The following is a 23832-nucleotide window of genomic DNA, read 5'->3' on the forward strand; positions in this document are numbered from 1 at the left end:
TTGGACAAAGAGCCATGAAAATATTTTCCTTTACAATACCACTGTTATGAGAAAAAAGAATCCAACGTTCCCTGTAAAAGCTATGCGTCATCCTGTGAGGTTCCTGCTGCCTTTAATAGTGGGATTGTTGATGAGCATGGGCGTTGTGGCTGCTACTTTTCCTGTTACGAATACCAATGATGCCGGTCCCGGCTCTTTGCGGCAGGCTATCCTGGATGTGAATGCAGCGGGGGCAGGGCCGCATAATATTGTATTTAATGTGTATGGGCAGGTCACTATCCTTTCTTCGCTGCCCGCGATCACCAAAGCAGGTGTGACCATTGATGGACAGAATAAGATCACCATCAATTCAAACGGGACCGACCAGATCATCAATCCCTTTGATATCCGGGCAAACAATATTACTGTTCGCAACTTTACGCTGACGAATAACGGCGATATCAATGTGATTGTCCGGGCCAATACGACCGGTGTAGTGGTGGAAGGGATCTCCTCCAGCAGTACTACCGGTAATCTCCTGAATACGCTGGTCTATGTGGATGGGGCATCTACCAATCTTACTCTTCGCAATTTACGGTCCACCGATCTGCAAGGCTGTGGCGGGACTTATTATGGCAGGGGAATCTTATTTATCGGGGGCATGCAAACCAACCTGGTAATAGACAGCATAAACCTGAATACGCAAGGGAATACGAGAGGCTGCGAGGGTATCTCGTTCCGTGATGCGGCCATTAACGGACTAACCCTTACCAATACCAATATCAGTGGTTTTCAGAATGGGATTATACTGGATAATACCGGTGGTCCGGTGGAGACCGCTAATAATATCTTATTACGCAATGTTACCCTCGATTCTTTGACCACGGGGGTGTCGCTCGGGTTTTACTCAGATTTTGTAAATACCAATATCCAGATCAAAAATACCGTCATTGACCTGAATACGATCGGCGCTGATGATGATGGCGATTATCCCATCCGCTTCGACAATACCACCAATGGCGTTACGATCGATACGGTACGCCTTAATGAAAGCGATATTTATTTTATATGGTTTAATGGGGCAGCCAGCAATATCTCCATTAACCATGCGGTGATGGAGAATACCATACCCGGCCTGTATGGTGGCTCCCAGTTTATTCGTTTTGAAAGCACGGCTGGCAATGTCAATATCAGGAATACGATACTGAACGGAGATAAGCCCGGCAATGCAGATGATGCAGACTATGGGTTATTCTTTATTGGCAATACAACAGATATTACGCTCGACAGCCTTACCATTAATGAATTTGATATAGATGGTATATATGTTGCAGGGGCCAATACCAATTTCCAGCTCACCAATTCAACCTTTACCAATAATTTCGATGGGATCGAATTCTACAATAATGTAGCCCGCAGCAATGTAGATATTGTAAGTTCTACTTTCAAAGGAATGGCTGGCGGGCGTAGTGGTATTGTGGCCAATGTGGCCAATGCTGTGTCGGACATTGATCTTACTGGTGATACGGTTTACAATAGCGTCAACCATGGTATATGGCTGTATGGCGGGTCGGCAGTTACCGACGTGGGCATTACCGGTTGCGTTGTGCATGATAACGGTGGTGCAGGTATTTATATAGATCAGCCCGATAAAGTATTGATCTCACAAAATTCGGTCTATAATAATACCGGGGCAGGGATTGACCTGTTCAATGCAGGCAATTGTGGGTATGAAGGAGCCAATCGACCGGTGCTCGTTTCCTCCACAGCGCTGGGGGCAGGCCAATACCAGTTGGTGATCAGCCTGCCGGCTATTGTGCCGGCTGGTTATACCGTGGATATTTATGCCAATGATCCCGCCACTTCAGCTACCAGTGGTCAGTATTTCGTGACCAGCTTAACAGGACTGAACAGCGGTAACAATACGCGGACGGTTACTTATAATACCGGTCCCGGCGCTACCGGGGCCGGTTTCTGGACAGCTACCTTACGTATTCCCGCCAATAATTGCGGCACTTCGGAATTTAGTGATAAACTGTACATCAGTACACAGGGACCCGGTAATGTAGATGCCAATGTGAAGCTTTGGCTGCGGGCAGATGCCGGGCTTACCAATAATACCACCGCGCCTGCTACCGAAGGACAGGTGGTGAACCGATGGACCAACTTCAGTCAGGGTGGCGCTCCTGATGGTGGGACCTCGACCGGTACCGTTACCTATAAAAAAGCAGGGATCAACTTCAATCCGGCGGGTTATTTTTCCGGTGCGGCGATGCAGGCTGCCGGTAATGGCGCCACCTGGTTGAACAGTCCGAATGTTACCTCCTTTGCCGTATTCAATAAATATACGACTGCTGCAGACGGCAGCCGGGTGTACGTAGTATATGATAATGCCTCCGGTGGTTACGATTACAATACCAATGGAGAATCGATCATCTTTGGCAGGAATGGCGCCAATATCCAAACCCACCGCAACGGATGGGAAAACCCGGTTGTACCCGGCGCGCTCGGAAGATCCGGTCTCTTTACATCGCTTACCAATGCGAGCGCCCATGCTATGTATTATAATGGGGCCAGCCTCGGCACAGCAGCTTATAATAAGGGCAGTTTCAATGCGGAGCAGTGGTTCGTGGGCGGTGGTTATAATGCCGGCTGGTGTTGTACTACCACAGCCGATATAGCGGAAGTGGTTACTTTCGACCGCGAACTGACCGTGGCAGAAATCGACCGGGTACATGCTTACCTCGCTATTAAATACGGCATTAGCCTGCCCGGTAATTATATAGCTTCCGATGGAACTACGATCCACTGGAATGCTGCTGCCAATGCCGGCTACCTGAAACATATTACAGGTATCGGTCGTGATGACAGTACCTTCCTGTACCAGAAACAATCGCTGAGTGCCGATACGGGTATGGTTACCCTGGCGTTGGGCAGCACCATCGCCGAAGACAATGCTTCCAATGCAGCTACCATTGGTACCAATAGATCCTTCCTGGTATTTGGTGACAATGGCGCTGCAGCTACCTATACCACGGCAGTGACCGCTGCGTTTGCGAACCAGCGTACGGCAAGGGTATGGAAAGTACAGAAGACCAATTGGACTGATCAGAATATCACTATAAAAGTAAATGGGGCAGGGGCCAGCAATTACCTGCTCATCAGTACCGATCCTTCCTTTGCCACCATCAGCCAGGAACTGGTGTTGAGTGGTACCGGTACGATTACCATTAACTCATCGTTGCTGGCCAATGGTGTCTATTTCTCTATCGGCGCCAGCATCAAAGGCCCTGGCAATGTAACGGCCGGTGTTGCTTTGTGGCTGCGTGCCGATGACGGCAGTTCCACCGGCGCACAGTGGGGCGATTTCAGCGGCAGGGGCAACGGCGCGGCACAGAACGAAACGGCACGGCAGGCAACTGTATTACCGGTGGGCCTGAACTTCAACCCGATGCTGAAATTCGACGGCATCAATGATTACCTGACTGCGCCCAGTTTGTTTACATCAACGGGCACCAATAATATACAGGTATACGCCATCGCTGCAACCGATAATATTCAGAACCAGGACCTGTTTGCAGAGCTGGTTTCCAACGGCCAGCATGTTCATGCCCATGTACCCTGGAGTGATGGTCAAGTCTATTGGGATGCTCCTTATGGCTACCGCGCGCAGGGGGCCTGGGGCGGCACTGTAGGTGCTCCTTATCTCTGGAGTTTCCTGCGTTCCCCATCAACCATGAGTGTCAACAGGAACAGGATCGTGGTAGGTACCTATACAGCAGCCATGAACAATATTCCTGGATCGAATAATCCTTTCTATGTGGGTGGCATTACGCCTACAACGCAGGCTTTCAACGGTAAAATTGCCGAGCTGATCGTATACAACAATTCAGCAGCTACATCCGCTACACAACGCCAGCAGATAGAATCCTACCTGGCCCTAAAATATGGCCTCACCATCCCGGCCGATTACCTGGCCAGTGACGGTACTACCAAATACTGGGATGCGACTGCCAATGCGGCTTATTCCAAACATATTACGGGTATTGGCCGGGATAGCCTGTCTGCCTTATTACAAAAACAATCGATCAGTGCCGATACGGGTTATATTACCATGGCATTGGGCAGCGCCATTGTTGCCAGCAATGCAGCGAATGCCGGCAGTATTTCAAATGACAGGTCCTTCTTTGTAACAGGTGATAATGGTGCGGCAAAAACGTATGCTGTAACTGTAACGGGCCTTGCCGGTGTAAATGTAGCGCTGGCCCGTACCTGGAAAGTGCAGAAAACGAACTGGACCGATCAATCCATAACTATAAGTACAGATACCGGACTGGCAGCGCCCCAGTTTATCATCATCAGTACCGATGCAACATTTGGTGCAGGGGACCTCGTATTGCCGCTCACCAATCGCAGTATCACCTTAAATACTGGTCAGCTTCCCAATGGCGCTTACTTTACTTTTGCCAACGGGTTAAAAGCGCCCGGAAATGTCACTGCCGGTATTGCTGCCTGGTGGAGGGCTGATTTTGATGCTGCGGCTGCCCGGTGGAGCGATTACAGCGGCAATGGTAAAACACTTACACAACTTAATGTGGCCCAGCAACCAGAACTGCTGCCGGTTAACATCAACTATCAACCCGCTTTAAAATTCGGGACGGTAGACGTTATGAGTACTGCCTCGTTGTTTGGCACTGCTTCTATCGATAATATTGCGGTATTTGCCGTAACTGCTGCCGATGGAGCAGGCTCCCAGGGCACAGGTAGTGGCCTGTTTGCTGAATATGTAAGCAATGGCGAACGTGTTGCTGCCTGGGCACCGTATGGTAATGGCCATGTTTACTTTTATCCGCCTTTAAATTGGGCCGTAAATACCACCGCACTCCCCACACCGCCGGTTGCCTATGCCAACCCACGGTACAACTTATTTGGTTTCACCAAAAACCCTTCACAGCTCAATATCTATTTGAACAATACCAATGTGGGTACTACCAATGGTACATTCACCGGCATTACTGGTACTAACCAGGGTTTCTCTTTGGGCGTGTTCCATTTTGCTGATTACTTCAATGGCCGCATTGCAGAATTTGTAGTGTACAATAACTCTGCTGCCATGACAGCTGCCGATCGCCTGAAAATACAATCTTACCTCGCATTGAAATATGGTATCACCATGAGCCCGGCGGCACCAGTAAATTACCTGGCCAGCGACGGTACTACCAATATGTGGACGGCTGCTGACAACACGGGTTATGGAAAACGCATTACCGGTATCGGCCGAGACGATTCCAGCACTTTGTATCAAAAACAATCCGTGAGTATGGATACAGGTGTTGTGGCCATTGCAGTAGGTAGCACTGTGGCTGTTTCCAATGCAGCCAACACCGGTACCATCAATACGAATAAATCCTTCCTCGTGTTTAGCGATAACGGTGCGTCTACCAGGTACGAAACATCGGTGAATGGTCTCACTGGGGTGAACAATCGCATGACACGCATCTTTAAAGTGGACAAGACCAACTGGGCGGATCAGAATATCACTTTAAAAGTGTATGGCGGTAATGCACAAACCTACTTACTGGTAAGTGCTGATGCCAGCTTTGGTGCAGGGGATGCTGCCTATGTGATGAATGCAGAAGGTGCTGTTACACTCAATACCAGTAACCTGCCTGATGGCGTTTACTTCACCTTTGCGACAGATATTAAAGGCCCCAATGGGGTGAATAAAGGCATTAACTTCTGGCTGCGTGCGGATGATGGCAATACCAGCGGGGCGGCCTGGAAGGATTATGCGGGTTATGGCCATCAGGCTTTGCAGGCAGTGGTGGCAGGTCAGCCTGTTACTGATGCAAAGGCCATCAACTTCAACTATGGTCTGAAGTTCGATGGTACCGATGATTTCCTTGACATCAATACTACCAGGTTACATCCTGATAGCTCCACTATTTTTGTGGCGGCCAGTGGATTGAGCTTTGCAGGGATCAGAGACTTGGTGAGCAGTGGCGCGGTAGCCGCAGCCAATGGTGCTGAGTTCAGGGTGTCACCTGCAGGCAACCTGGCATTCCTGGAAGCTGACGGCTCATCGATCTCATCTGTTGCCGGATTGAGCACCTATCTCACCAGCAGGCCCTATATTTTTAGCGGTACGCAATCGAACCTTGCCAACGGCGCCAAATTGTACCAGAATTTCAAGTTCGATAACCAGGCTACGGTGTCTTTAAGTCCCGCTACGGCTAACTTTGTTTCGATAGGATCAAGGATCAATGCAGGCAGGGGTCTCTACTGGTGGGGGAATATCAGTGAAGTGATCGTTTACAACCGTGTGCTCACCGATGCTGAGCGCCAATCGGTAGATTCTTACCTCGGTCTGAAATACGGTATTACGCTGAATAATGGAGCTACTAATTATCTTGCTTCAAACAATACGGTTTACTGGACAGCTGATGCTACGTATAAGAGCCGCATTACGGGTATTGGCCGTGATGACAGCACTACGCTCAATACCAAACAATCCCTCAGTGCGGATACTGGTTTTGTAACCCTGGCATTGGGTACCGGTGTGCCACTGACCAATGAGACCAACAGCAATACCATCACCAATAATAAATCTTTCCTGGTCTTTGGCGATAATGGACTGTCGGCCGCGAACTTTACAGTAACTGTTGCGGGCAGTGCCCACAATGTAACACGCCGTATGGCCCGAGTATGGAAAGTGCAGAAAACAAACTGGGTGGATCAAACCATTACGTTCAATATAAAACCCATCGGCATCGATAATTACCTGCTCATCAGCAGTGATCCTACCTTTGCCACATTCAGTCAGGAAATACCTGTTGGTGCTGATGGCACGATCTCGTTCTCTTCGGCCTTGTTTACCGGCACGGATATTTATTATACGTTCGGTGGCCCGCTCAAGTCTCCGGGTGGTGTGCCTGGTCATGCTATGTGGGTACGGGCAGATATTGGTACGTCGTCGACTGTGAACAATACAGCGATCAATGAATGGAATGACCTGAGCGCATTTGCCAATAATGTTAAGCAGACCACAGCAGCTAATCAACCCACCTTCCTGAATAATACTACCAATAATATCAACTTTAATCCGGTAGTCCGTTTCAATGGCTCTACCACCGGCATGTTGGCTGCCTCCATCCTGAAAACGGGAACCTATAATGGCGCTGCTACCTTTGTGGTGAACAGTCAGGCCACAGCCCTCAACGCGCTGGTGTGGACAGAAAATGTCGGTACCGGCACGCAATTTTCCCTGCATGCCACCTGGAGTGATAATGTTGTATACTGGGACCCACCTTATATTTCCAACCGATTGACCTACAATGCAGGCGATGTCAATAATCAATCCATTCTCTGGACGGCCACCAGCGATATTTCCCTGGCTGCCAACCGTCAGTCCATTTTCAAAAATGGCTTGAATGTGAGCAATGGTAATAATAATACCCTGTATACCGGCAACAACAGCGCATTCCAGCTTGGCTGGAATGCTGGCGCCTATAATTATAATGGCCGGATAGCGGAGGTTATTATTTATACCAATGCGCTGACGCCTGTTCAACAACAACAGGTAAATACTTATATGGCATTGAAATACGGCATTACGTTGAACAATGGCAATACCAGTTACCTGGCCACCAACGGCACAACGACTGTATGGAATGCTGCTGCCAATGCAGGGTATAAAAAGAATATTGCCGGTATTGGCCGTGACGATGAAGAAGCGCTGCAGCAGAAACAAAGCCGCAGTATCAATACGGGCTTACAGGTGACTATTGGCCTGGGCAGCATTGATTCTACCAATACAGCCAATCCCAATAATTTCACGGCTGACAGGAGTTATCTCATATGGGGTGATGACAGTGCGGCTGTTACTTTCCGCACCGCTACAGGATCTGCCAATGCCAATTATCGTATGGCCCGCATCTGGAAATTGCAGGAAACCGGTACGGTAGGTAATGTACGGGTGGCCGTTCCTGCCAATGCATTGGCCAACCCAAATAAGTCGTACCTGGTTGTAAGCAATGATAATGTTTTTGATGCTACAGATGAATACATCCTGTTAACCCCACTGGTGATCAATGGCATTAATAGCCTGGGGGCAACGAAAGATTTCAATACCGGGCAGTACTTCACTTTTGCTACTGACCTGAAAGTGCCCGGTGGGGTGGCAGCGCCAGCCTTGTGGGTACGTGCTGACTTTGGTACTTCCTCTACCGTGGATGGAACAGCCATCAATGAGTGGGATGATTTTGGCGCGGATATTAACCATGCCACGCAACTCACGGCTGCCAGTCAGCCATTGTACCGGGATAATGGCACTAATAATATCAACTTCAATCCCATACTGTCATTCAATGGCACCAGCCAGCGTATGATCCTGGATGGCACCAGGCTGCCGGTAGGTACCAGTGCGAGAACAGTATTGGCCTTAACTGCCAACGCTACCCTCGCCAACCGTGATGTGATCAGTTGGGGCGACCCCGCAGCAACAGGTAATGGGACACGTTATGCCATGGAATTAGGTGGTGGCCAGCGTTCCCTGGAAATATCCAACAGCCGTTACGGCAATACCGGCGGCAATACCATCCTGCCGGGTATTACCAGCTTTACCAATGCTGCCGGTTCAACCAATGCTGCCAACCAGATCAGGGTAAATGGTACCGGTGTAACCAATAGTTTACTTACAGTAGGCAACCAGCCTATTAACACACTTTCACTGCCAGCCGCTTATCTGGGCGATAACGTATTAGGAGGCGGTGGCTGGTATTATAGTGGCCTGATGGGAGATGTGATCGTATACGACAAAGCTCTTACTGCAGTGGAGCATCAACAGGTAGAAACCTACCTGGGCATTAAATATGGTATTACGCTTAATGCCGGAACAACCGACTATCTCGCTACGGATGGCACTACCAAAGTATGGGATGCCGCAGCCAATGCCACCTATAAGAACAATATTGCCGGTATCGGCCGGGATGACCTGGAAGGGCTGCAACAAAAGCAGAGCCGCAGTATCAATACCGGTGTGCAACCGGCCATTGGCCTGGGTTCGCTCGATTCGACCAACAGGGCTAATACAAATACATTTACTGTGGATAGAGCCTATCTCGTGTGGGGTGATGACAATGGTGCTACCACCTTTAAAACAGTCATGACTGGTAATGCCAATGTTAATTACCGCATGACCAGGTTATGGAGGGTGCAGGAAACCGGTACGGTGGGACAAGTAGAAGTAGCTTTCCCTTATGATGCCTTACCCAACCCAAGACAGTCGTATCTGGTAGTGAGTGCAGATGCCACCATTGACAATGCCGATACCTACATTCCCTTGTATGATATCACCCTCAACGGTAAAAAGCACTGGGCTGCCAAGGTTGACCTGGCTACCGGTCAATACTTTACGGTGGCTGCCTTTATTAAATCGCCGGGTGGGGTAGGAGCTACTTCCCTGTGGGTGCGTGCTGACCGAGGGATACAGAATAATACAGACGGCACGCCTGTAGACGTATGGGTGGATTATGGTAACGAAGTAAACAATGCCCGCCAGGTCAGTGCTGCCATACAGCCTGTATACCAGAATAATGCTACCGACAATATCAATTATAACCCGGTAGTGAAGTTCAATGGTACCAGTCACGTGATGGACCTCGATATCACCAAACTGCCCACTGGTCTTGCACCCAGAACATTGATTGGTGTCGGCAGCGTGAATAATATCACCACCAACCATTATATCATTGGTTATGGTGCCGTTGGTATAAACCTGGGCAACGGTTTGCTGAGCCAGGCAAGCGGAGTAGCCAACTATATGGGCTATTCTAATGATGTTACCTCTGCTGCTGGTTTCTGGCAACTGAATGTGCCGAATGAAATGTTTGGTACTTATGCTGGTAATAACGGGCAGGTGAACCTGTACAGCAAGATGGCTGCTGCCGCTACACCAATTACCAAGCCATGGAATACCGGCGCCACTGCCGCAAAACTTGGTAACGGTGCGTGGTCTACTGCAGAATACTGGAGCGGCCCCATCAGCGAAGTGATCGTCTTTGACCGTGTATTGAGTAACACCGAGCGTCAGCGGGTAAGTACCTACCTGGCCATCAAGAACGGTTACACGATCGACCAGACAACAGCTAATAATAATTATCTCAACACCAATAGCACAGTAATCTGGGATGCTACGGCGAATGCCGCATACAAGAATAATATTGCGGGCATTGGCCGTGATGATATAGAAGGACTGGATCAACGACAATCGAAGAGTATTAACAATGGCGCGATCCTGGCTATTGGATTAGGAACGATCGCAACAGACAACCTGGCGAATACCAACGCGTTTGGCAGTGATACTTCTTACCTGCTGTGGGGCAGCAATTCAACAGCACTTACGTTGAGTAATACGGACCTTCCGGCCGTGTTCAGTCAGCGGTTGACACAGGAGTGGAAAACAAGTATCAGTCATTTCAATAACCAGCTTACGCCGGTCATGATGGAGTTCAACCTTACTGGTGTAACCCATAATGGCACTACTGCGGCTGACTTTACGCTGCTGATCGATAATGATGGAGATGGCAATTTCACTACGGGTACGGTACAGCAGATCCCTGCTACCAGCTATGCCGGCAATAAGGTGGTGTTCAATAGTGTGAGCACCCTTACGAATGGGGCTGTGTTTACCGTAGCCATCGGACCACAATCGTTGCGGCTGTCTATTAAAGCCGTGTTGCAGGGTGCGTGGAATGGAACGGCCATGCGCACTGACCTGAAAGCGGCCAGCGTACTACCGGCCACCGATCCGTATGGACAAGGCACCACACCTTCTGTAGCACCGAATGCTGCCACAGCTGCTGTAGTAGATTGGGTACTGGTAGAGCTGCGCGACAATGCCAATCCGGCCACCGTGGTAGCGTCCAGGGCTGCTTTCCTGCTCGCCAATGGTAATATCGTGGATACGAATTACCTGCAGCCGGTAGCATTTGCCAATGTGCCCGATGCCGGTTATAGGGTGGCTGTACGGCATCGCAATCACCTTGGAATCATGTCAATGAATACGGCCGACTTTAGTTCCGGTGTGGCTACTATTGATTTCTCAGCAGCTGCTACAGTTACGTATGGTACCAATGCCCGTAAAGATCTGGGCGGCGGTGTGTGGGGGCTGTGGGCTGGTAATGTGGATGGAGATCCATCCATTCGCCATTCGGCCAAACCTTCGGATGCATCAGGTGTGGTGAGTGCTGTGCTTACCCATGCGGGTAATACCACCGCCGATCCTGCGTATACCGGTTTCATTAACGCTTACAGTCCATTCGATGTGAACCTCGATGGCAAGGTATACTATACGGCAGCGCCTTCCGACCGGGCTATCATCGTGAATAACGTGAACACTCATCCAGCCAATGTATTCAAGCTGGCAGCATTTGTGATCATGCAACAATTACCTTAAAGCAGTGTACCCACTGTCTACCATAAAATATGAGCTATGAAAAATATTGTAAGGGTCATATTGATCGTCTTTGTGTTGCTCTCCGTCGCGTTGATGCTCCAGGCGCAACGGCTGGATGTAACAGTGCGCAATATTGGTTATAACAGGATACAGTTGATGGCGACGGCTACCGGGGCTGGTTTTGCCACGGCGCCTAATAATGCCTGGGGTGATATGAACCTCACCTGGCGTATTCCCAAAACGGCCGCTGTTCCGGCGCCCACGCCGCCGCCGGCTCCACCCACAGTGCCCGGCGCCACGCCCGAAATAACAGCTGAGCAAACGGCTTTTACTGGTGCAGCGCCCCAGAGTATCTTTACGGGAGGGTTGGAACTGGCCATCTTTGATGTAACTACTTTTGGTGGCGTGGATGATGGCTTCTGGTATTTTCAGGTCACGGGGTCGGCCCAGACCATACAAAATATAGCCGGGGGCAGTCAGGTGCTGTTGTACGAGTTTACAACCCCCGTGCAATGGACCTGTCCCAGCTGTGTTGAACTATTGGTCACTGATGTGCCGGACCTGATGAACCTTGGGGGACTTAGTACCACTTCCTTTATACACAATGGAGGTCTGAATACAGACGTACTGAATATTGTGACGAATATGGCGCCCTTGCCGGTAGAGTGGCTGTATGTGCGGGCCGAAGCTAAAAGCAATAAGTTTATTGAAGTAAAATGGGCCACTGCTTCAGAACAAAACAACGCGGGCTTTGAAGTAGAAAGAAGTGAGGATGCCGGTCGTACTTATCATTCCATAGCAAAAGTACCTGGCAGGGGTAATACTACTTCGGCCTCCTATTATGCACTGAACGATGAACAGGTGTTGCCGGGAATAAAATATTATTACCGGATCAGGCAAACCGACCTGGATGGCAGGGTGCGCTATTCGGCCATTGCCATGGCAAGCTTAGCAGGTGACCATTACTTTACTGTTGAAGTGAAACCCAATCCCGTCAGGGACCGCCTTTATATGGATATACAGTCTTCTAAAGATCAGTCGGTACAAGTAGTGGTCCTTGATGCAGCGGGTAAGATCTACCGAATAGAGAAAAGTATCAATGTGGGATCGCGCGGTACCCGGTACAGTTGTGATGTGGTGGGTTATCCGGCCGGCATGTATGTAGCCAAAGTGATAGCTGCCGATGGTACGGTTCAGTCTGTGAAGTTTGTTATAAGCAGGTGATGTCTATGAAAAAGTGAGATACTTCACGTCTCACTTTTCATTGTTCGCCGCTTTTAAAATAGGTCATTATTCATATTTGGTGGTGAATAATGCCTGGGTTTTCTTGTAAAGGTCAACATTTCTCTTCCCGGTGCTTCGTTGTACAATGACGGGCCCGGGGGCGAGATGCAAAGTTTCAAAAGGGGCTGTCTCTTCGGAGACGGCCCCTTTTTTATACACTATAGCTCCCTGTCAGGTGTCTGGTCATGCCTTATTCCTATGGACGTGCGAAATCTACCGTTGGTTTCAGTACGCCGGACATTGCATTGTATACAGGTCCGCCGGGAAGGCCTAACGGAATACCATCGGTCATCAGGGTGGCCGGCCCTACGGGGTCATAATTTCCTGTAATGAAACGGTTGATGCAGAGGGAATCATGGTGCAAGCCCATTTCCGGGATATTAACGCCGGGACCGGGTGTGATGGCCCCGGGGTAGGAATAGGTAGCCGTAATAAGGCCTGTTGCTGTGCTGATATCCAGCAGCCGGCCACTGGTACCGGAGACAGCCATTACATACAGCTTGCCGCCCATCGTTACGGTAAGGCCACGCAGGAAGAGGCTGGGGGAGAGGAAATTGGGCAAACAATTGACTGTTGGAGCGCCTGGTATGCCCAGTTTTACCACCCGGTTGTTGGGATTGGCCGTACCGCGGTTAATGGCATAGAAGGCACCTGTAGTAGGGTCACGTTCTACATCACTCAGGTTAAGTGCCAGTCCGCAAGAGTTTATCGGTGCCACTACGGTAATACAATTGGGGTCGATGAACTTCAGTATCTGGTTTGCGGGCGAACTGGGGGCTATGCCCGTAGTGCCCCAAAATGTATTGCTGGTGGGATCGTAAGACAGGCCGGTAGCAAAACGAATAGGAGCGCCACCACAAGTGAGCAGTTGATTGGTGCCCAGGCTGCCGAGTACAGGTGTTACCACTACCGATCCGGTAACAGGTGAACCGCTTACTTTATACAGGAAGCTATTGCCGGTAGCCGGATCAATGGCCAGGTTATACATCGCAGGCTGGCAGGGCGCCGCTACAGCCAGTGCCTGCTTGCCGGATTCACCGGCGGGTGGCAGGGGATCGGGGCTTTCAGTTGTTTGCTTTTTACAGGCCGCTACCAATAGCAGCGCTGCTGCGATGGTAGCAAGGTGGATACTTTTCATATACAAGGTGTTAATGGTTCGCCTTCTTTTTCGCATTCCGGCATTGCGCCCTACTCTGTTAATGGATTTTTGGGATACTCCATGGGTAATGGCAATAAAAGGTCTGGTACTGTTGCCAGCGCCCGGGGCAGAGATCCATAAACCTGGAGAGGATTGCTGTAGTTGCTAACTGTGCGATGCGTAGTGTATGATCAAATATAGTATAATTATCGGATATGGGTAATCGTAATTACCGCAAATTTATGATGCATTCGGCTGGCGGGTTAAGGGCTATCCCGATAGTTTGGGGACAGCCCTTTTTAAAAAAGATGCTGTTGCCTTGTCTCCTTCGCTGCCGGTTATTGCCTGATCAGTTGCCGGGTAACCTGTTTGTCCTTTTGTACAAGCCGCAGGATATAGGTGCCTGCTGCGATGGTAGTGTGATCCAGCGTCACACGGTGATTGCCTTTGTTGAGATGGCCGTTCACCAGTATGGCCACCGCTCTTCCTGCCTGATCAAACACCGTAAGATTGGTAGCTCCGCCTTCCGGCAGGGCCAGGTCGATGACTGTGTTGCTTCCTGAAGTGGGATTTTGAAAGCGTAGGTTCATCGTTGTTGGGCTGGGTTCCTGAATGGAAGAAGTGGTCCTTACTGGTGTCAATACTTCCCGGGCACCTGCCAGGCTTACCAATTGGAATTGTTGGTTGGTGCCTCCATTCCAGGTTCTTTGCTGTACAGCTGCGCCGTCGGCGGTGGAACTGCCTGCTACTTCTGCTACCTTACCACTGTTGCGGTTTACAATACGATAATAGCCGTCGCCATTGTCTACCAGCTGCCATTCATCGTTGGTGGTACTGCCGCCATACGTATACTGAAAAATGGTAGCTCCATCGCTGGTTGATGCACTTTGCACCACCATGTCTTTTGCACTGTTGCGGTTAATGATGCGGTAGTAGCCGCTGCCAATGCTCAGTAATTCCCATTCGTCATTTGTGGCGCTGCCACCATACGTGTATTGTATCACTGCTGCGCTGTTGGCTGTGGAAGCGCTTTGTACTACCAGCGCCTTGCCGCTATGCCGGGGCGTAAGGCGGTAGTAACCGGAGAAAGTACCGCCACCACCGGAGCCCACATCACTGGGGCATTGGGAGGCGCTGCTTTCCGATACGCAGAAGTCGGCAAACCGTACCTGTTCATCACGCAGTCCCGTACTGTTCTTGGAGCGGTATACGCCCCATTTGGGACGGTTGTGGCCACCATCAGTACGCCACATATCAATGCCGCTGGTCTTGCTGTAACTCAGCAGTGTGGCGCCATCGCTTACTCTCTTGAGCGTAATTTCAAAGGAGCCATTGTCGCTGCTGGTGTATTTTACATAGGCTTCCACCCAGACGCCTTTGAAGGGCGCCAGGTCTACCGAAGTAAGTTTGCCGAGGTCTACCGATCCTGCTTCGTCGCCGCCATCGTGAATGATCTCCAGTACGGAGGCCCTGGGCGTGATGGTGATCAGCGGTGCGCCGGCATCTCCGGTGTAGGCCTTGATCTGGAAGATATGGCAGAAAGAAGAGCCGCCGATAAAGTTTGCATCCAGTTTGAATTTCCAGCGATAGTATGCTGTTTGCCCCTCTGTATGCTGCGTGGTGCTGTTATTGCCTTTGATCTCCATCCGCACCCGGTCGAGGTTGGTGCAGCGATCGTTGTCGTCCACAATATGACTGTGGAATACAAACACATTCTTATTCAGTTGTGCATCGAAGGCCTGCGTTACATGCGGGCCGAAAGAGCCATGTACGCAGTCAGGATTTTCATGCGCAAAGCCTGCGGCAGTAATGACCGGATAGCCGCTGCCTGAGCTGCCGGTGGCTGTAAGTGTGGTTTGTGATTGCGAAGCAATCGAAAAAAAGGTGCATAGTACAAGCAATAGACGGCTAACTGAGCCATAGAATTGGTTCATGTGATGAAGGTTGAAATGGTAAAAAATAGAATAGCTGCCTGGTAATGGTTTACCAGATCTTACAATAAACAGGGAAGGATACAGAAAGGAGACAGTATTGCAGGCAATCTTTCCTGTTACTAACTAACGAATAATAATTGGGAGAAAGCAGGTGCTTCTTTGCTATTCATTCAGCGATATTGGCGGGCATGTTAAGAATAAAACTACAATTGTAGTTGTTTAATTACAATAATAGTTCTATACTTGTAGTATGAAACGTAGGCTCAGCGAAAAAGAAGAGTCCCTCATGCAGATTGTGTGGGATCGGAAGCACGCATTTGCCAAAGAGGTGCGGGAGGCATTGCCCGATCCCAAACCCCATATCAATACAGTGGCCACCATGATGCGCCGCCTGGCAGATAAAGGCTTTCTAACAATCGAGGATTTCGGCAGCACATACCGGTACCTGCCTGCGATGACGAAAAAGGAGTATACCAATCTCTTTGTAAAACCTTTACTGGCCGGCCTCTTTGGCAATTCTATTAAAAATGCCGTCACTTTTTTCGCCGAAGAAGAAGAGATATCTGCGGCTGAACTGAAGGAGATATTAAAAATGATAGAGAAGAAAAGAAAATAAATGATGAGCGCCTTTTTTACTTATTTCCTGCAGATCAATATGGCACTGGCGGTATTAGTAATTGCTTATTATGTTCTCTTGCGCAAGGTGAAACTTCTTTTGTTAAATCGTTGTATCCTATTGTTAATACTGGTCGTAAGTGCCGGCCTCCCTTTTTGTCCGGCAATAACGTATAAGTCCGGTATAACGCATGTACAGGAGGATCGACTGTCTCCAGGAAATAAGGACAATAGATCAGGCGCCATTCTTTTCCCGTCAACTGTGAAAAACGCAACGGAGGGTAATGTCAAAAACATTTATAGAGGATTGCTTATTGTATATGGGTTCATTTCCCTGGTTCTTATTGTAAAACTTATCGTTCAGGTGGCCAGTATAAAACGGATCATCCGGAACAGCGATCAAATAAAAGAGGAGGGACTGGTTTATTGTAGAACGGAAAAGTATGCGGCTCCCTTTTCGTTCTTTACATACATTGTTCTTCCAAAAGAACTGGATGCTGCTTATCCCCAGGTGTTGGTACATGAGCAGGCCCATGCCAGGCAATGGCATAGTGTTGACGCGCTACTAAGTGAACTGGTTTGTGCATTGCTCTGGATAAATCCCATAGTATACCTGTACCGGAAGCTGGTAAAAGCCAACCTGGAGTTCTTGGCAGATGAAGCCGTATTAAGTACCGGGGCCGATGCCCCTGCTTACCAGTTGAGCTTATTGCAATATGCATTGAAAGCTTCCGGTAACACCGTCATGAGTAGCTTCTATTCATCAACGATCAAAAGCCGTATCAGGATGATGAATGCAGAGCGACCCTATGCCCGCGGGAAGATCAGTTATTGTTTGATAGTACCGGTATTGGTGGCTGTATACCTCTGTATTATTCCGCCCAGGGCAATTCCCAGGGAGGTTGCCATGCGGCAAAGCCTCTCCAACAGGCTTCCGGGAAATAACATGGGTAATGATAAAGGAAAAGATACAAAGGCTGCTTCTGTACTCAGGAAAGAGAGCAAACTAAAGGGTATTCCTAAGCAAAGCAATGTTTTTGCAAAGGAGCGGCTAAAGCCTACGATCGTAGAAAATACCAGCACCGTCTCCACACTTTATATAGATGCAAGAACCGATACCGTCAGAATCAATTTAAGACCCGCGGAGCAGCCAATCATGCAGCCATTTACAGGTCTTTACCTGATCGGTGATAAAACGTATTCAGAACCGGAACTCCGGAAGGCCGTAGAACAGGCAGGTCAATTGGTGATCATATTGCCAGCTAAGCCCCGGATCGCTTATTATTCTCCGGGTAGTGCAGATGCCATTCAACGCTGGGGTAGCCAGGCTGAAAAAGGGATAGTACAGGTAGAACCTATCACGATCGCTGGTCTGTAATCCATAAACTTTAATATATATGCGCTACTTATGCCTTGCGCTGGTGCTATTAGCTCCGGCCTTGAAAACTTATGCCCAAAATGGCTACACCTTAGCTTTGAATGTTACTGGTTTTAAAGAAGGAACGATGGTAAAGCTGTTGGATCTTGATCAGGGGCGATTTATTGACTCTGGTAAGTTGCACCAGGGAAGATTGCTCTTCCGGGGTAAGGTAGACAATGTGGTGCCGGCAAGGTTACATACAGACGATGGTCAATATGTGATCGTGTACCTGGAGAATAAACCGATCACCATAACCGGTGATGTTTCCGATCTTCAATATTCCAAAGTAGCAGGTACTGCAACAAATGCTATATGGACCAGGTCCAGGGATTGGCTGAAACCGTATGAAAAAGAGCGGGATAGCCTGATGAATAAATATTTAAGGTTGGGAGATGCGGACTCGCTGGAAAAAAAGAAGATACTTATCCGGGTAAATGAACGGATAGACCCGTCGGTAACTGCCTATCGTAAGGAGTTTATCAAAAACGAAAAGCCCGGGTATTTCACCATGATGGAACTGTTCTTTCTGCGCACTGATTTTTCAAGCGATTCAGTTAGCTATCTTTTCAACAGGTTTCCGCAGAAACTACAATCGTCTCAAACTGGTCAGGCCATCGCTGCTTTTCTCCATAATAAAAAGCCTGCAATGGGTATGTATGCTGCTGATGTTGCAGGTGTGGATGGGAAGGGGGGTACGCATCAGCTATACAGGTTGAAAGGCAAATATGTATTGCTGGAATTCTGGGCTTCCTGGTGTGGTCCCTGCAGGTTGGAGAATCCGAATCTGGTAAAGCTGTACCAGCAATATCAGTCTAAAGGGTTTGAAATACTGGGGTTTTCGGTTGACACCAATAAAGACAGTTGGCAGGCGGCGATTGTTAAGGATCAATTAGGGTGGACCAATATCAGTGAATTAAAAGGCTATTATAGCAAAGCGGTGGCTGCTTACCATATCAGGGCTATTCCGCACAACTTTTTGATTGATCCCAACGGTGTGATCATTGCAATGGACCTTAGGGGCGAAAAACTGGAACAGCAGCTGAAAGGATTGCTGCAATTATAGGGTAAATGTTGCCACAAGAGCCGTATATTGCCTGTAGCTGGTAGGGAATTCCTTAATGGCGAATAACAGATCAATCATTGAAAATTACTTATATGGCGCAGCCGGAAATCGCAACCATCATTACTGCCTTAATTGACAAGGTAGAAAAACTCATTCCAGGATATTTGCAGCTGGAGGAGGAACGTAAGAAGGCAAGGGGAGGGATTGCCATTTGTATCATCGACCCGGAAGGAGCTATATACGGGAAAATGTTTGGGGAAGACAAGATCCTGGCAAGGGAACGTTATCGTACTGCCTGGATAAAAGCGAGCCAGGTATGGATAACCGGCATCAGAACGGGTGAATTTGAAAGGCTGGTATACAATGGAGAAATTGATGAGGCCACCTTCGGTATTAAAAAGCCTGATTATATAGGGTGGGAGGGCGGACAACCCATTCATTTGCCCAATGGTGTTGTACTGGCGGTGGGTTTCAGCGGACTTCAAAGTGCTACTGATCTGGAGATCGTTAACAGGGCTTTGGACATGGAAAGCTGATTTCTTTTTAGTCTACTTTTAAGTAAAATGCCTGCTGCTATGCGCGCGCTCATTATCCTCTTGTTCCTATCCTGCCTGTATACCCCCATAACTGCTACCATACTCCATACCGGACATGGGCAACGATATGGTGATATTGCCAGTGCAGCGAAAGTGGCTGTTCCAGGCGATACCATCCTGGTGCACAAGGGCACCTACCGCGGCGATCAATCATTGCAGGGACTCCAGGGTGTATCCGGTAAATGGATATATATCATCGCGGAAAAAAGGGGCGCGGTGTTGTTTGAAGGAGGCACTACTGCATGGAGGGGTACGGATATAGCCTACCTGCACATTGAAGGATTTGTATTTACCGGGCAAACGGACAACGGTATCAATATCGACGATGGTGGCACCTATGCCTCCCCGGCACACCATATCGTATTACAGCATTGTATTTTCCGTGATATGGCTGCTACCGGCAACAACGACCTGCTTAAGTTATCCGGTGTAGATGAGCTTACCATTCAGCAATGCACCTTTCTGAACGGTTCATCCGGTGGCAGCGGCATCGATATGGTGGGTTGCCATAACAGTCTCATCCTTCAATGCCGCTTTGAGAACATGGGGACCAATGCCGTGCAAATGAAAGGAGGCAGCAGCGATATCCGCATAGAAGCCTGTATATTTAAAAATGCCGGGAGCAGGGCTATTAATCTAGGTGGAAGCACCGGGCAGGCTTTTTTCAGACCGGCCAATGCCACCTGGGAAGCCGCTGCTTTAAAGGTCTACAGCAATATATTTATCGGATCGGAAGTGCCCGTGGCCTTTGTGGGTTGTACCCGGTCGGAGGTCGTGAATAATACCATCTATAAACCGGGCAGGTGGGTGATCCGCATTCTGCAGGAAAACAGGGATACCGTTCATTTTGGAAAATGCAGCAACAATACTTTTCGTAACAATATCATTTATATTGACGACAAAGTGCGCGCTGTTTGTAGCATCGGACCAGGTACGGCGCCGGAAACCTTTATCTTCTCCAACAATGCATGGTTTCATATGATCAACAGTGACTGGCCCGGCCCACTATTACCGGTGGCCGAAAAAGGCGGACTGATTGGTAAAGATCCACTGTTTGGCAATGCAGAGAAGGACGATTTTACAATTGGAATCAACAGTCCTGTTGGTGCAGCAGGATTCCCCGTGCAACATCCGGAGAAGGACCATACGGGCAAACGGTACCGGCCGGCAAGGTCGATGGGTGCTTTTGAAATAAAGCAATGACTGTTTAACGGATGAAAAGTTATAAACAGGTTGACAATTAATAAGCACAAAAAAGCCGGTAAATGTTTTTTACATCTACCGGCTTTTATACGTACCCGGGAAGGGAGTTGAACCCTTACTCGCCTTTCGGCAAACAGGATTTTAAGTCCTGCGCGTCTACCGATTCCGCCACCCGGGTAACTGAGTGACGAATGTAGAAAAAAAAAGCAGATAACAAGGGCTATCTGCTTTTCATTCTGAGCGGAAGACCGGGCTCGAACCGGCCACCCCGACCTTGGCAAGGTCGTGCTCTACCAAATGAGCTACTTCCGCCTGTACTCTCCAATGATTTACCAAAGGCGAGTAATATTTTTATCTTCTAAAGAACTGTTGTTTGATTTGGGAGTGCAAAAATAGGAAACTTATAATTCCTGCAAAATCTTTTTGTGATTTTTTCTAATTAATTATCACCTATTTATACTCCGGAGTGTAGAGCGTGTTGCTCGGTACATTCACTTCAGGTTTTCCCTTATAGCTATGTTTATACAAGCTATAACAGCCACCCAATACAAATGCTGCCAAACAAAATACCTGCAGGTAAAATAAAAATACAGATGAGTTTACCCAGTTACTTTTAAAGTCTTTGCTGCTGTGATCTATCTCTTGATGTTGATCCATAATCAGTTGATTGCGATGCAAAAATAATGGTTCAGATGAAAAAATCAGCTTTTATTGCCAACAATTTCTGCAAAGGTTTTTTTTCCTCCTATAAAGTGGCTGCACACCACACTTTTATGAAGGTACCCCTGCAGCTTGCCTTTTTTGCTGGCCGGAAAAATACTCCGCTTTTGTTTAAAAAGCAACCATCCCAAAAAAGCAGTATGCGCCTGGAATACAGCCATAAAATATTTGCCTTCTCCTTCCAATAAGGATTTGAATGCAGACACAGTATCCAGCAAAAAGCGGTACGCTATTTTCCAGGTAGCCATCCCTGCCGGCATGTTTTTGGCCATCATGATGAGGTTGTTGCGGAAATTCAGGAACACTTTGCGTGAATTGCCCTTGGGCAGCGTGCCTCCACCTACATGGTACACCACCGACTGGGGACAGGCATATACCTGGTAACCTGCCAGTTGCAGCCGCCAGCAGAAGTCAATCTCCTCCTGGTGGGCAAAGAAAAAGGCATCCAGCCCACCCAATTGGTGGTATACATTGGCTTTTACGAACATGGCCGCTCCGCTGGCCCAAAAAATGGGCGCTGCCTGGTCATATTGGCCATTATCCGGCTCACACAGATCAAAGATGCGGCCCCGCGCCAACGGATACCCCAGGTAGTCCAGCCAGCCTCCAGCCGCCCCCGCATATTCAAATAAATGTCGGTTCTCGTATTGCAACAGCTTAGGCTGACAGGCGCCAATGGTAGCATCTGATTCCATCAGGGCTATCACCGGCTCTATCCAACCGGGTGTTACTTCCACATCCGAATTCAGTAATACATAATAATCTCCTTTCACCGCCTTCAGTCCTTCATTATAGCCCTGGGCAAAACCAAAATTGGCGCTGTTGCGCACAATTTGAACAGCCGGGTAGTGGGCTTGCAGGAAGGGTATAGAATCATCTGTTGACGCATTGTCGATCACCACGATGTTTTTATTGGTCCAGGTAGAAGCCTGTACCGACGGCAGGAATTGTTCCAGGAACTTCCGTCCATTCCAGTTGAGGATTACTATAGAAACCAAAGGTTGCGTCATAATTGCTATTCGGGGATCCTGCCCGCAAACACGGGATGCAAAGGAACGGATTTTATAGATTCTTAGTATTTTCTAACGGCTATACGACCGATTTACATAAACTTTATCTTGCAAGTGGCTTTGTAAAAAGATCCGGCCATTTCAACCTGATTAAAATCAACAAATCTGCCTGTACATGATTCAACCGCTGTTTAACTGGAGGACCGGATTGGCCATCATTGCCATTGCCATTGTAAGCGGTACGGTATTCTATTCACAATTCCTGGCCAAACAAATTGCCCGCGAAGAAAGGCAAAAGGTGGAGCAATGGGTGGAAGCAGGCAAGCTCATCATGAATGATACTACCGGCATGAGCGATAAACTGGTGAGTATTATCATTTCTGAAAACCGCACCATTCCCATTATCGAGACGGATGAAAAGAACCATATTACCCAATACATCAATCTCGATTCTGCCAGTATCGCACAGGATAGTAATTATATAAAGGAGCGGCTGAAGGAATTCAGCAAGCAGAATGATCCCATTCTATGGGCTGATCCCAGCGACAGTATGCGCACCAACCGTTATTATTACGGGCATACCAGTTTGCTGACCCAGGTGCGCAATTACCCCCTGGTACAGCTGCTGATCGTGAGTCTGTTTATTATCATTACCATTACGGCCCTTACCACCAGTTTCAAATCATCCCAAAACCGGGTGTGGGCGGGTATGGCCAAGGAAACAGCCCACCAGCTGGGCACCCCCCTTTCTTCTTTGCAGGGTTGGGTGGAAATGCTGAAAGAGAACCCCGACAATGAAAAGATCGTAACGGAAATGGAAAAGGATGTCAACCGGCTTAAGCTGGTATCCGACCGTTTTGGTAAGATTGGCAGTACCCCGCACCTCGAAGAGCACAATGTGGTGGCCCAGGTGGCTACCATGATCGAATACATCCGCAAAAGAGCGCCCGGTAAAGTGCTGTTTTCTTTGGATACCGGGGGCGAAAGCGAGATTGCCGCTCATATTTCCCCGCCTTTGTTTGACTGGGTGATTGAAAACCTCCTCAAAAATGCGCTGGATGCCATGGAGGGGAAGGGGAGTATTGCTGTGCAGATCAGGCAGCAGTCGACCGAAGTGCTGATCGACGTCACCGATTCGGGCAAGGGCATTGCGCGGCAGAATGTGCACAAAGTGTTTAAGCCCGGGTTTACCACCAAAAAGAGGGGCTGGGGGCTGGGGCTGAGCCTAAGCCGGCGTATTATTGAGCAGTACCACAAGGGACAACTGTTTGTAAAGCAATCGGAACTGAATAAAGGCACTACCTTCCGCATTGTCCTAAAAAAATAATCCCCTTTTTAACTTGCCTTCGGTATTCTGGTAAAAACATACTACATTTGCCTCCCGAATTTCAGGCTTCGGTCTGGAAAGCGGCAAG

At 48.7% G+C, this 23832-nt stretch carries 12 protein-coding genes and 2 tRNA genes; 8 read left to right on the forward strand and 6 right to left on the reverse strand.

Annotated elements, in window-relative coordinates; genetic code table 11:
- Nucleotides 1-46: 46 nt before the first annotated feature.
- Together D3H65_RS00440 and D3H65_RS00445 are read left to right on the forward strand one after the other, a co-directional pair.
- A complete protein-coding gene (locus tag D3H65_RS00440) occupies nt 47-11434 on the forward strand; it encodes a right-handed parallel beta-helix repeat-containing protein (protein ID WP_119048376.1) in 11388 nt (3795 codons plus the stop codon).
- A 36-nt stretch (nt 11435-11470) separates the two neighbouring features.
- Entirely contained in the window at nt 11471-12658 is a 1188-nt protein-coding gene (locus D3H65_RS00445; protein WP_119048377.1) for a T9SS type A sorting domain-containing protein, read from the forward strand.
- Nucleotides 12659-12914: 256 nt separating this feature from the next.
- Here the strand turns inward: D3H65_RS00445 and D3H65_RS00450 are convergent, their stop codons facing one another.
- On the reverse strand, nt 12915-13856 hold the full coding sequence (locus D3H65_RS00450) for a hypothetical protein (protein WP_119048378.1): 942 nt from the start codon (nt 13854-13856) through the stop codon (nt 12915-12917).
- A gap of 338 nt (nt 13857-14194) precedes the next feature.
- Entirely contained in the window at nt 14195-15790 is a 1596-nt protein-coding gene (locus D3H65_RS00455; RefSeq protein ID WP_119048379.1) for an RICIN domain-containing protein, read from the reverse strand.
- A gap of 250 nt (nt 15791-16040) precedes the next feature.
- On the opposite strand from D3H65_RS00455, the gene D3H65_RS00460 reads away from it, so the two are divergent.
- The 5 genes from D3H65_RS00460 (at nt 16041) to D3H65_RS00480 (ending at nt 20687) form a co-directional block, all read left to right on the forward strand.
- Entirely contained in the window at nt 16041-16406 is a 366-nt protein-coding gene (locus D3H65_RS00460) for a BlaI/MecI/CopY family transcriptional regulator (protein ID WP_119048380.1), read from the forward strand.
- 3 nt (nt 16407-16409) lie between these two features.
- Entirely contained in the window at nt 16410-17783 is a 1374-nt protein-coding gene (locus tag D3H65_RS00465) for a M56 family metallopeptidase (RefSeq protein ID WP_262707717.1), read from the forward strand.
- A gap of 19 nt (nt 17784-17802) precedes the next feature.
- Nucleotides 17803-18888: a TlpA disulfide reductase family protein gene (locus tag D3H65_RS00470; RefSeq protein ID WP_119048382.1), complete on the forward strand. Its 1086-nt coding sequence runs from the start codon at nt 17803-17805 to the stop codon at nt 18886-18888.
- 92 nt (nt 18889-18980) lie between these two features.
- The gene (locus D3H65_RS00475; RefSeq protein ID WP_119054333.1) at nt 18981-19424 is read left to right on the forward strand and encodes a heme-binding protein; all 444 of its coding nucleotides are present in this window, start codon (nt 18981-18983) and stop codon (nt 19422-19424) included.
- Between the two features lie 39 nt (nt 19425-19463).
- Nucleotides 19464-20687, forward strand: a complete 1224-nt coding sequence (locus tag D3H65_RS00480; RefSeq protein WP_162915312.1) for a right-handed parallel beta-helix repeat-containing protein — start codon at nt 19464-19466, stop codon at nt 20685-20687.
- Nucleotides 20688-20779: 92 nt separating this feature from the next.
- Here the strand turns inward: D3H65_RS00480 and D3H65_RS00485 are convergent.
- The 4 genes from D3H65_RS00485 to D3H65_RS00500 form a co-directional block, all read right to left on the reverse strand.
- Nucleotides 20780-20865, reverse strand: a tRNA-Leu gene (locus D3H65_RS00485).
- Nucleotides 20866-20926: 61 nt separating this feature from the next.
- Nucleotides 20927-20999, reverse strand: a tRNA-Gly gene (locus D3H65_RS00490).
- Between the two features lie 138 nt (nt 21000-21137).
- On the reverse strand, nt 21138-21344 hold the full coding sequence (locus D3H65_RS00495; RefSeq protein ID WP_119048384.1) for a hypothetical protein: 207 nt from the start codon (nt 21342-21344) through the stop codon (nt 21138-21140).
- Nucleotides 21345-21388: 44 nt separating this feature from the next.
- Nucleotides 21389-22417, reverse strand: coding sequence for a glycosyltransferase family 2 protein (locus D3H65_RS00500; RefSeq protein WP_119048385.1), 1029 nt, complete (start codon nt 22415-22417; stop codon nt 21389-21391).
- A 175-nt stretch (nt 22418-22592) separates the two neighbouring features.
- On the opposite strand from D3H65_RS00500, the gene D3H65_RS00505 reads away from it, so the two are divergent.
- Nucleotides 22593-23744 (forward strand): sensor histidine kinase, encoded by a 1152-nt coding sequence (locus D3H65_RS00505; protein WP_119048386.1) that lies wholly within the window; start codon nt 22593-22595, stop codon nt 23742-23744.
- Nucleotides 23745-23832 lie beyond the last annotated feature (88 nt).

Source organism: Paraflavitalea soli (assembly GCF_003555545.1).
In the GTDB taxonomy this organism is placed as follows: Bacteria; Bacteroidota; Bacteroidia; order Chitinophagales; family Chitinophagaceae; genus Paraflavitalea; species Paraflavitalea soli.

What these genes read in the sequence shown, in the direction of transcription:
- D3H65_RS00440 (WP_119048376.1), top strand. Translation starts at nt 47, where the DNA reads ATGAGAAAAAAGAATCCAACGTTCCCTGTAAAAGCTATGCGTCATCCT.
- D3H65_RS00445 (WP_119048377.1), top strand. Translation starts at nt 11,471, where the DNA reads ATGAAAAATATTGTAAGGGTCATATTGATCGTCTTTGTGTTGCTCTCC.
- D3H65_RS00450 (WP_119048378.1), bottom strand. Translation starts at nt 13,856, where the DNA reads ATGAAAAGTATCCACCTTGCTACCATCGCAGCAGCGCTGCTATTGGTA.
- D3H65_RS00455 (WP_119048379.1), bottom strand. Translation starts at nt 15,790, where the DNA reads ATGAACCAATTCTATGGCTCAGTTAGCCGTCTATTGCTTGTACTATGC.
- D3H65_RS00460 (WP_119048380.1), top strand. Translation starts at nt 16,041, where the DNA reads ATGAAACGTAGGCTCAGCGAAAAAGAAGAGTCCCTCATGCAGATTGTG.
- D3H65_RS00465 (WP_262707717.1), top strand. Translation starts at nt 16,410, where the DNA reads ATGAGCGCCTTTTTTACTTATTTCCTGCAGATCAATATGGCACTGGCG.
- D3H65_RS00470 (WP_119048382.1), top strand. Translation starts at nt 17,803, where the DNA reads ATGCGCTACTTATGCCTTGCGCTGGTGCTATTAGCTCCGGCCTTGAAA.
- D3H65_RS00475 (WP_119054333.1), top strand. Translation starts at nt 18,981, where the DNA reads ATGGCGCAGCCGGAAATCGCAACCATCATTACTGCCTTAATTGACAAG.
- D3H65_RS00480 (WP_162915312.1), top strand. Translation starts at nt 19,464, where the DNA reads ATGCGCGCGCTCATTATCCTCTTGTTCCTATCCTGCCTGTATACCCCC.
- D3H65_RS00495 (WP_119048384.1), bottom strand. Translation starts at nt 21,344, where the DNA reads ATGGATCAACATCAAGAGATAGATCACAGCAGCAAAGACTTTAAAAGT.
- D3H65_RS00500 (WP_119048385.1), bottom strand. Translation starts at nt 22,417, where the DNA reads ATGACGCAACCTTTGGTTTCTATAGTAATCCTCAACTGGAATGGACGG.
- D3H65_RS00505 (WP_119048386.1), top strand. Translation starts at nt 22,593, where the DNA reads ATGATTCAACCGCTGTTTAACTGGAGGACCGGATTGGCCATCATTGCC.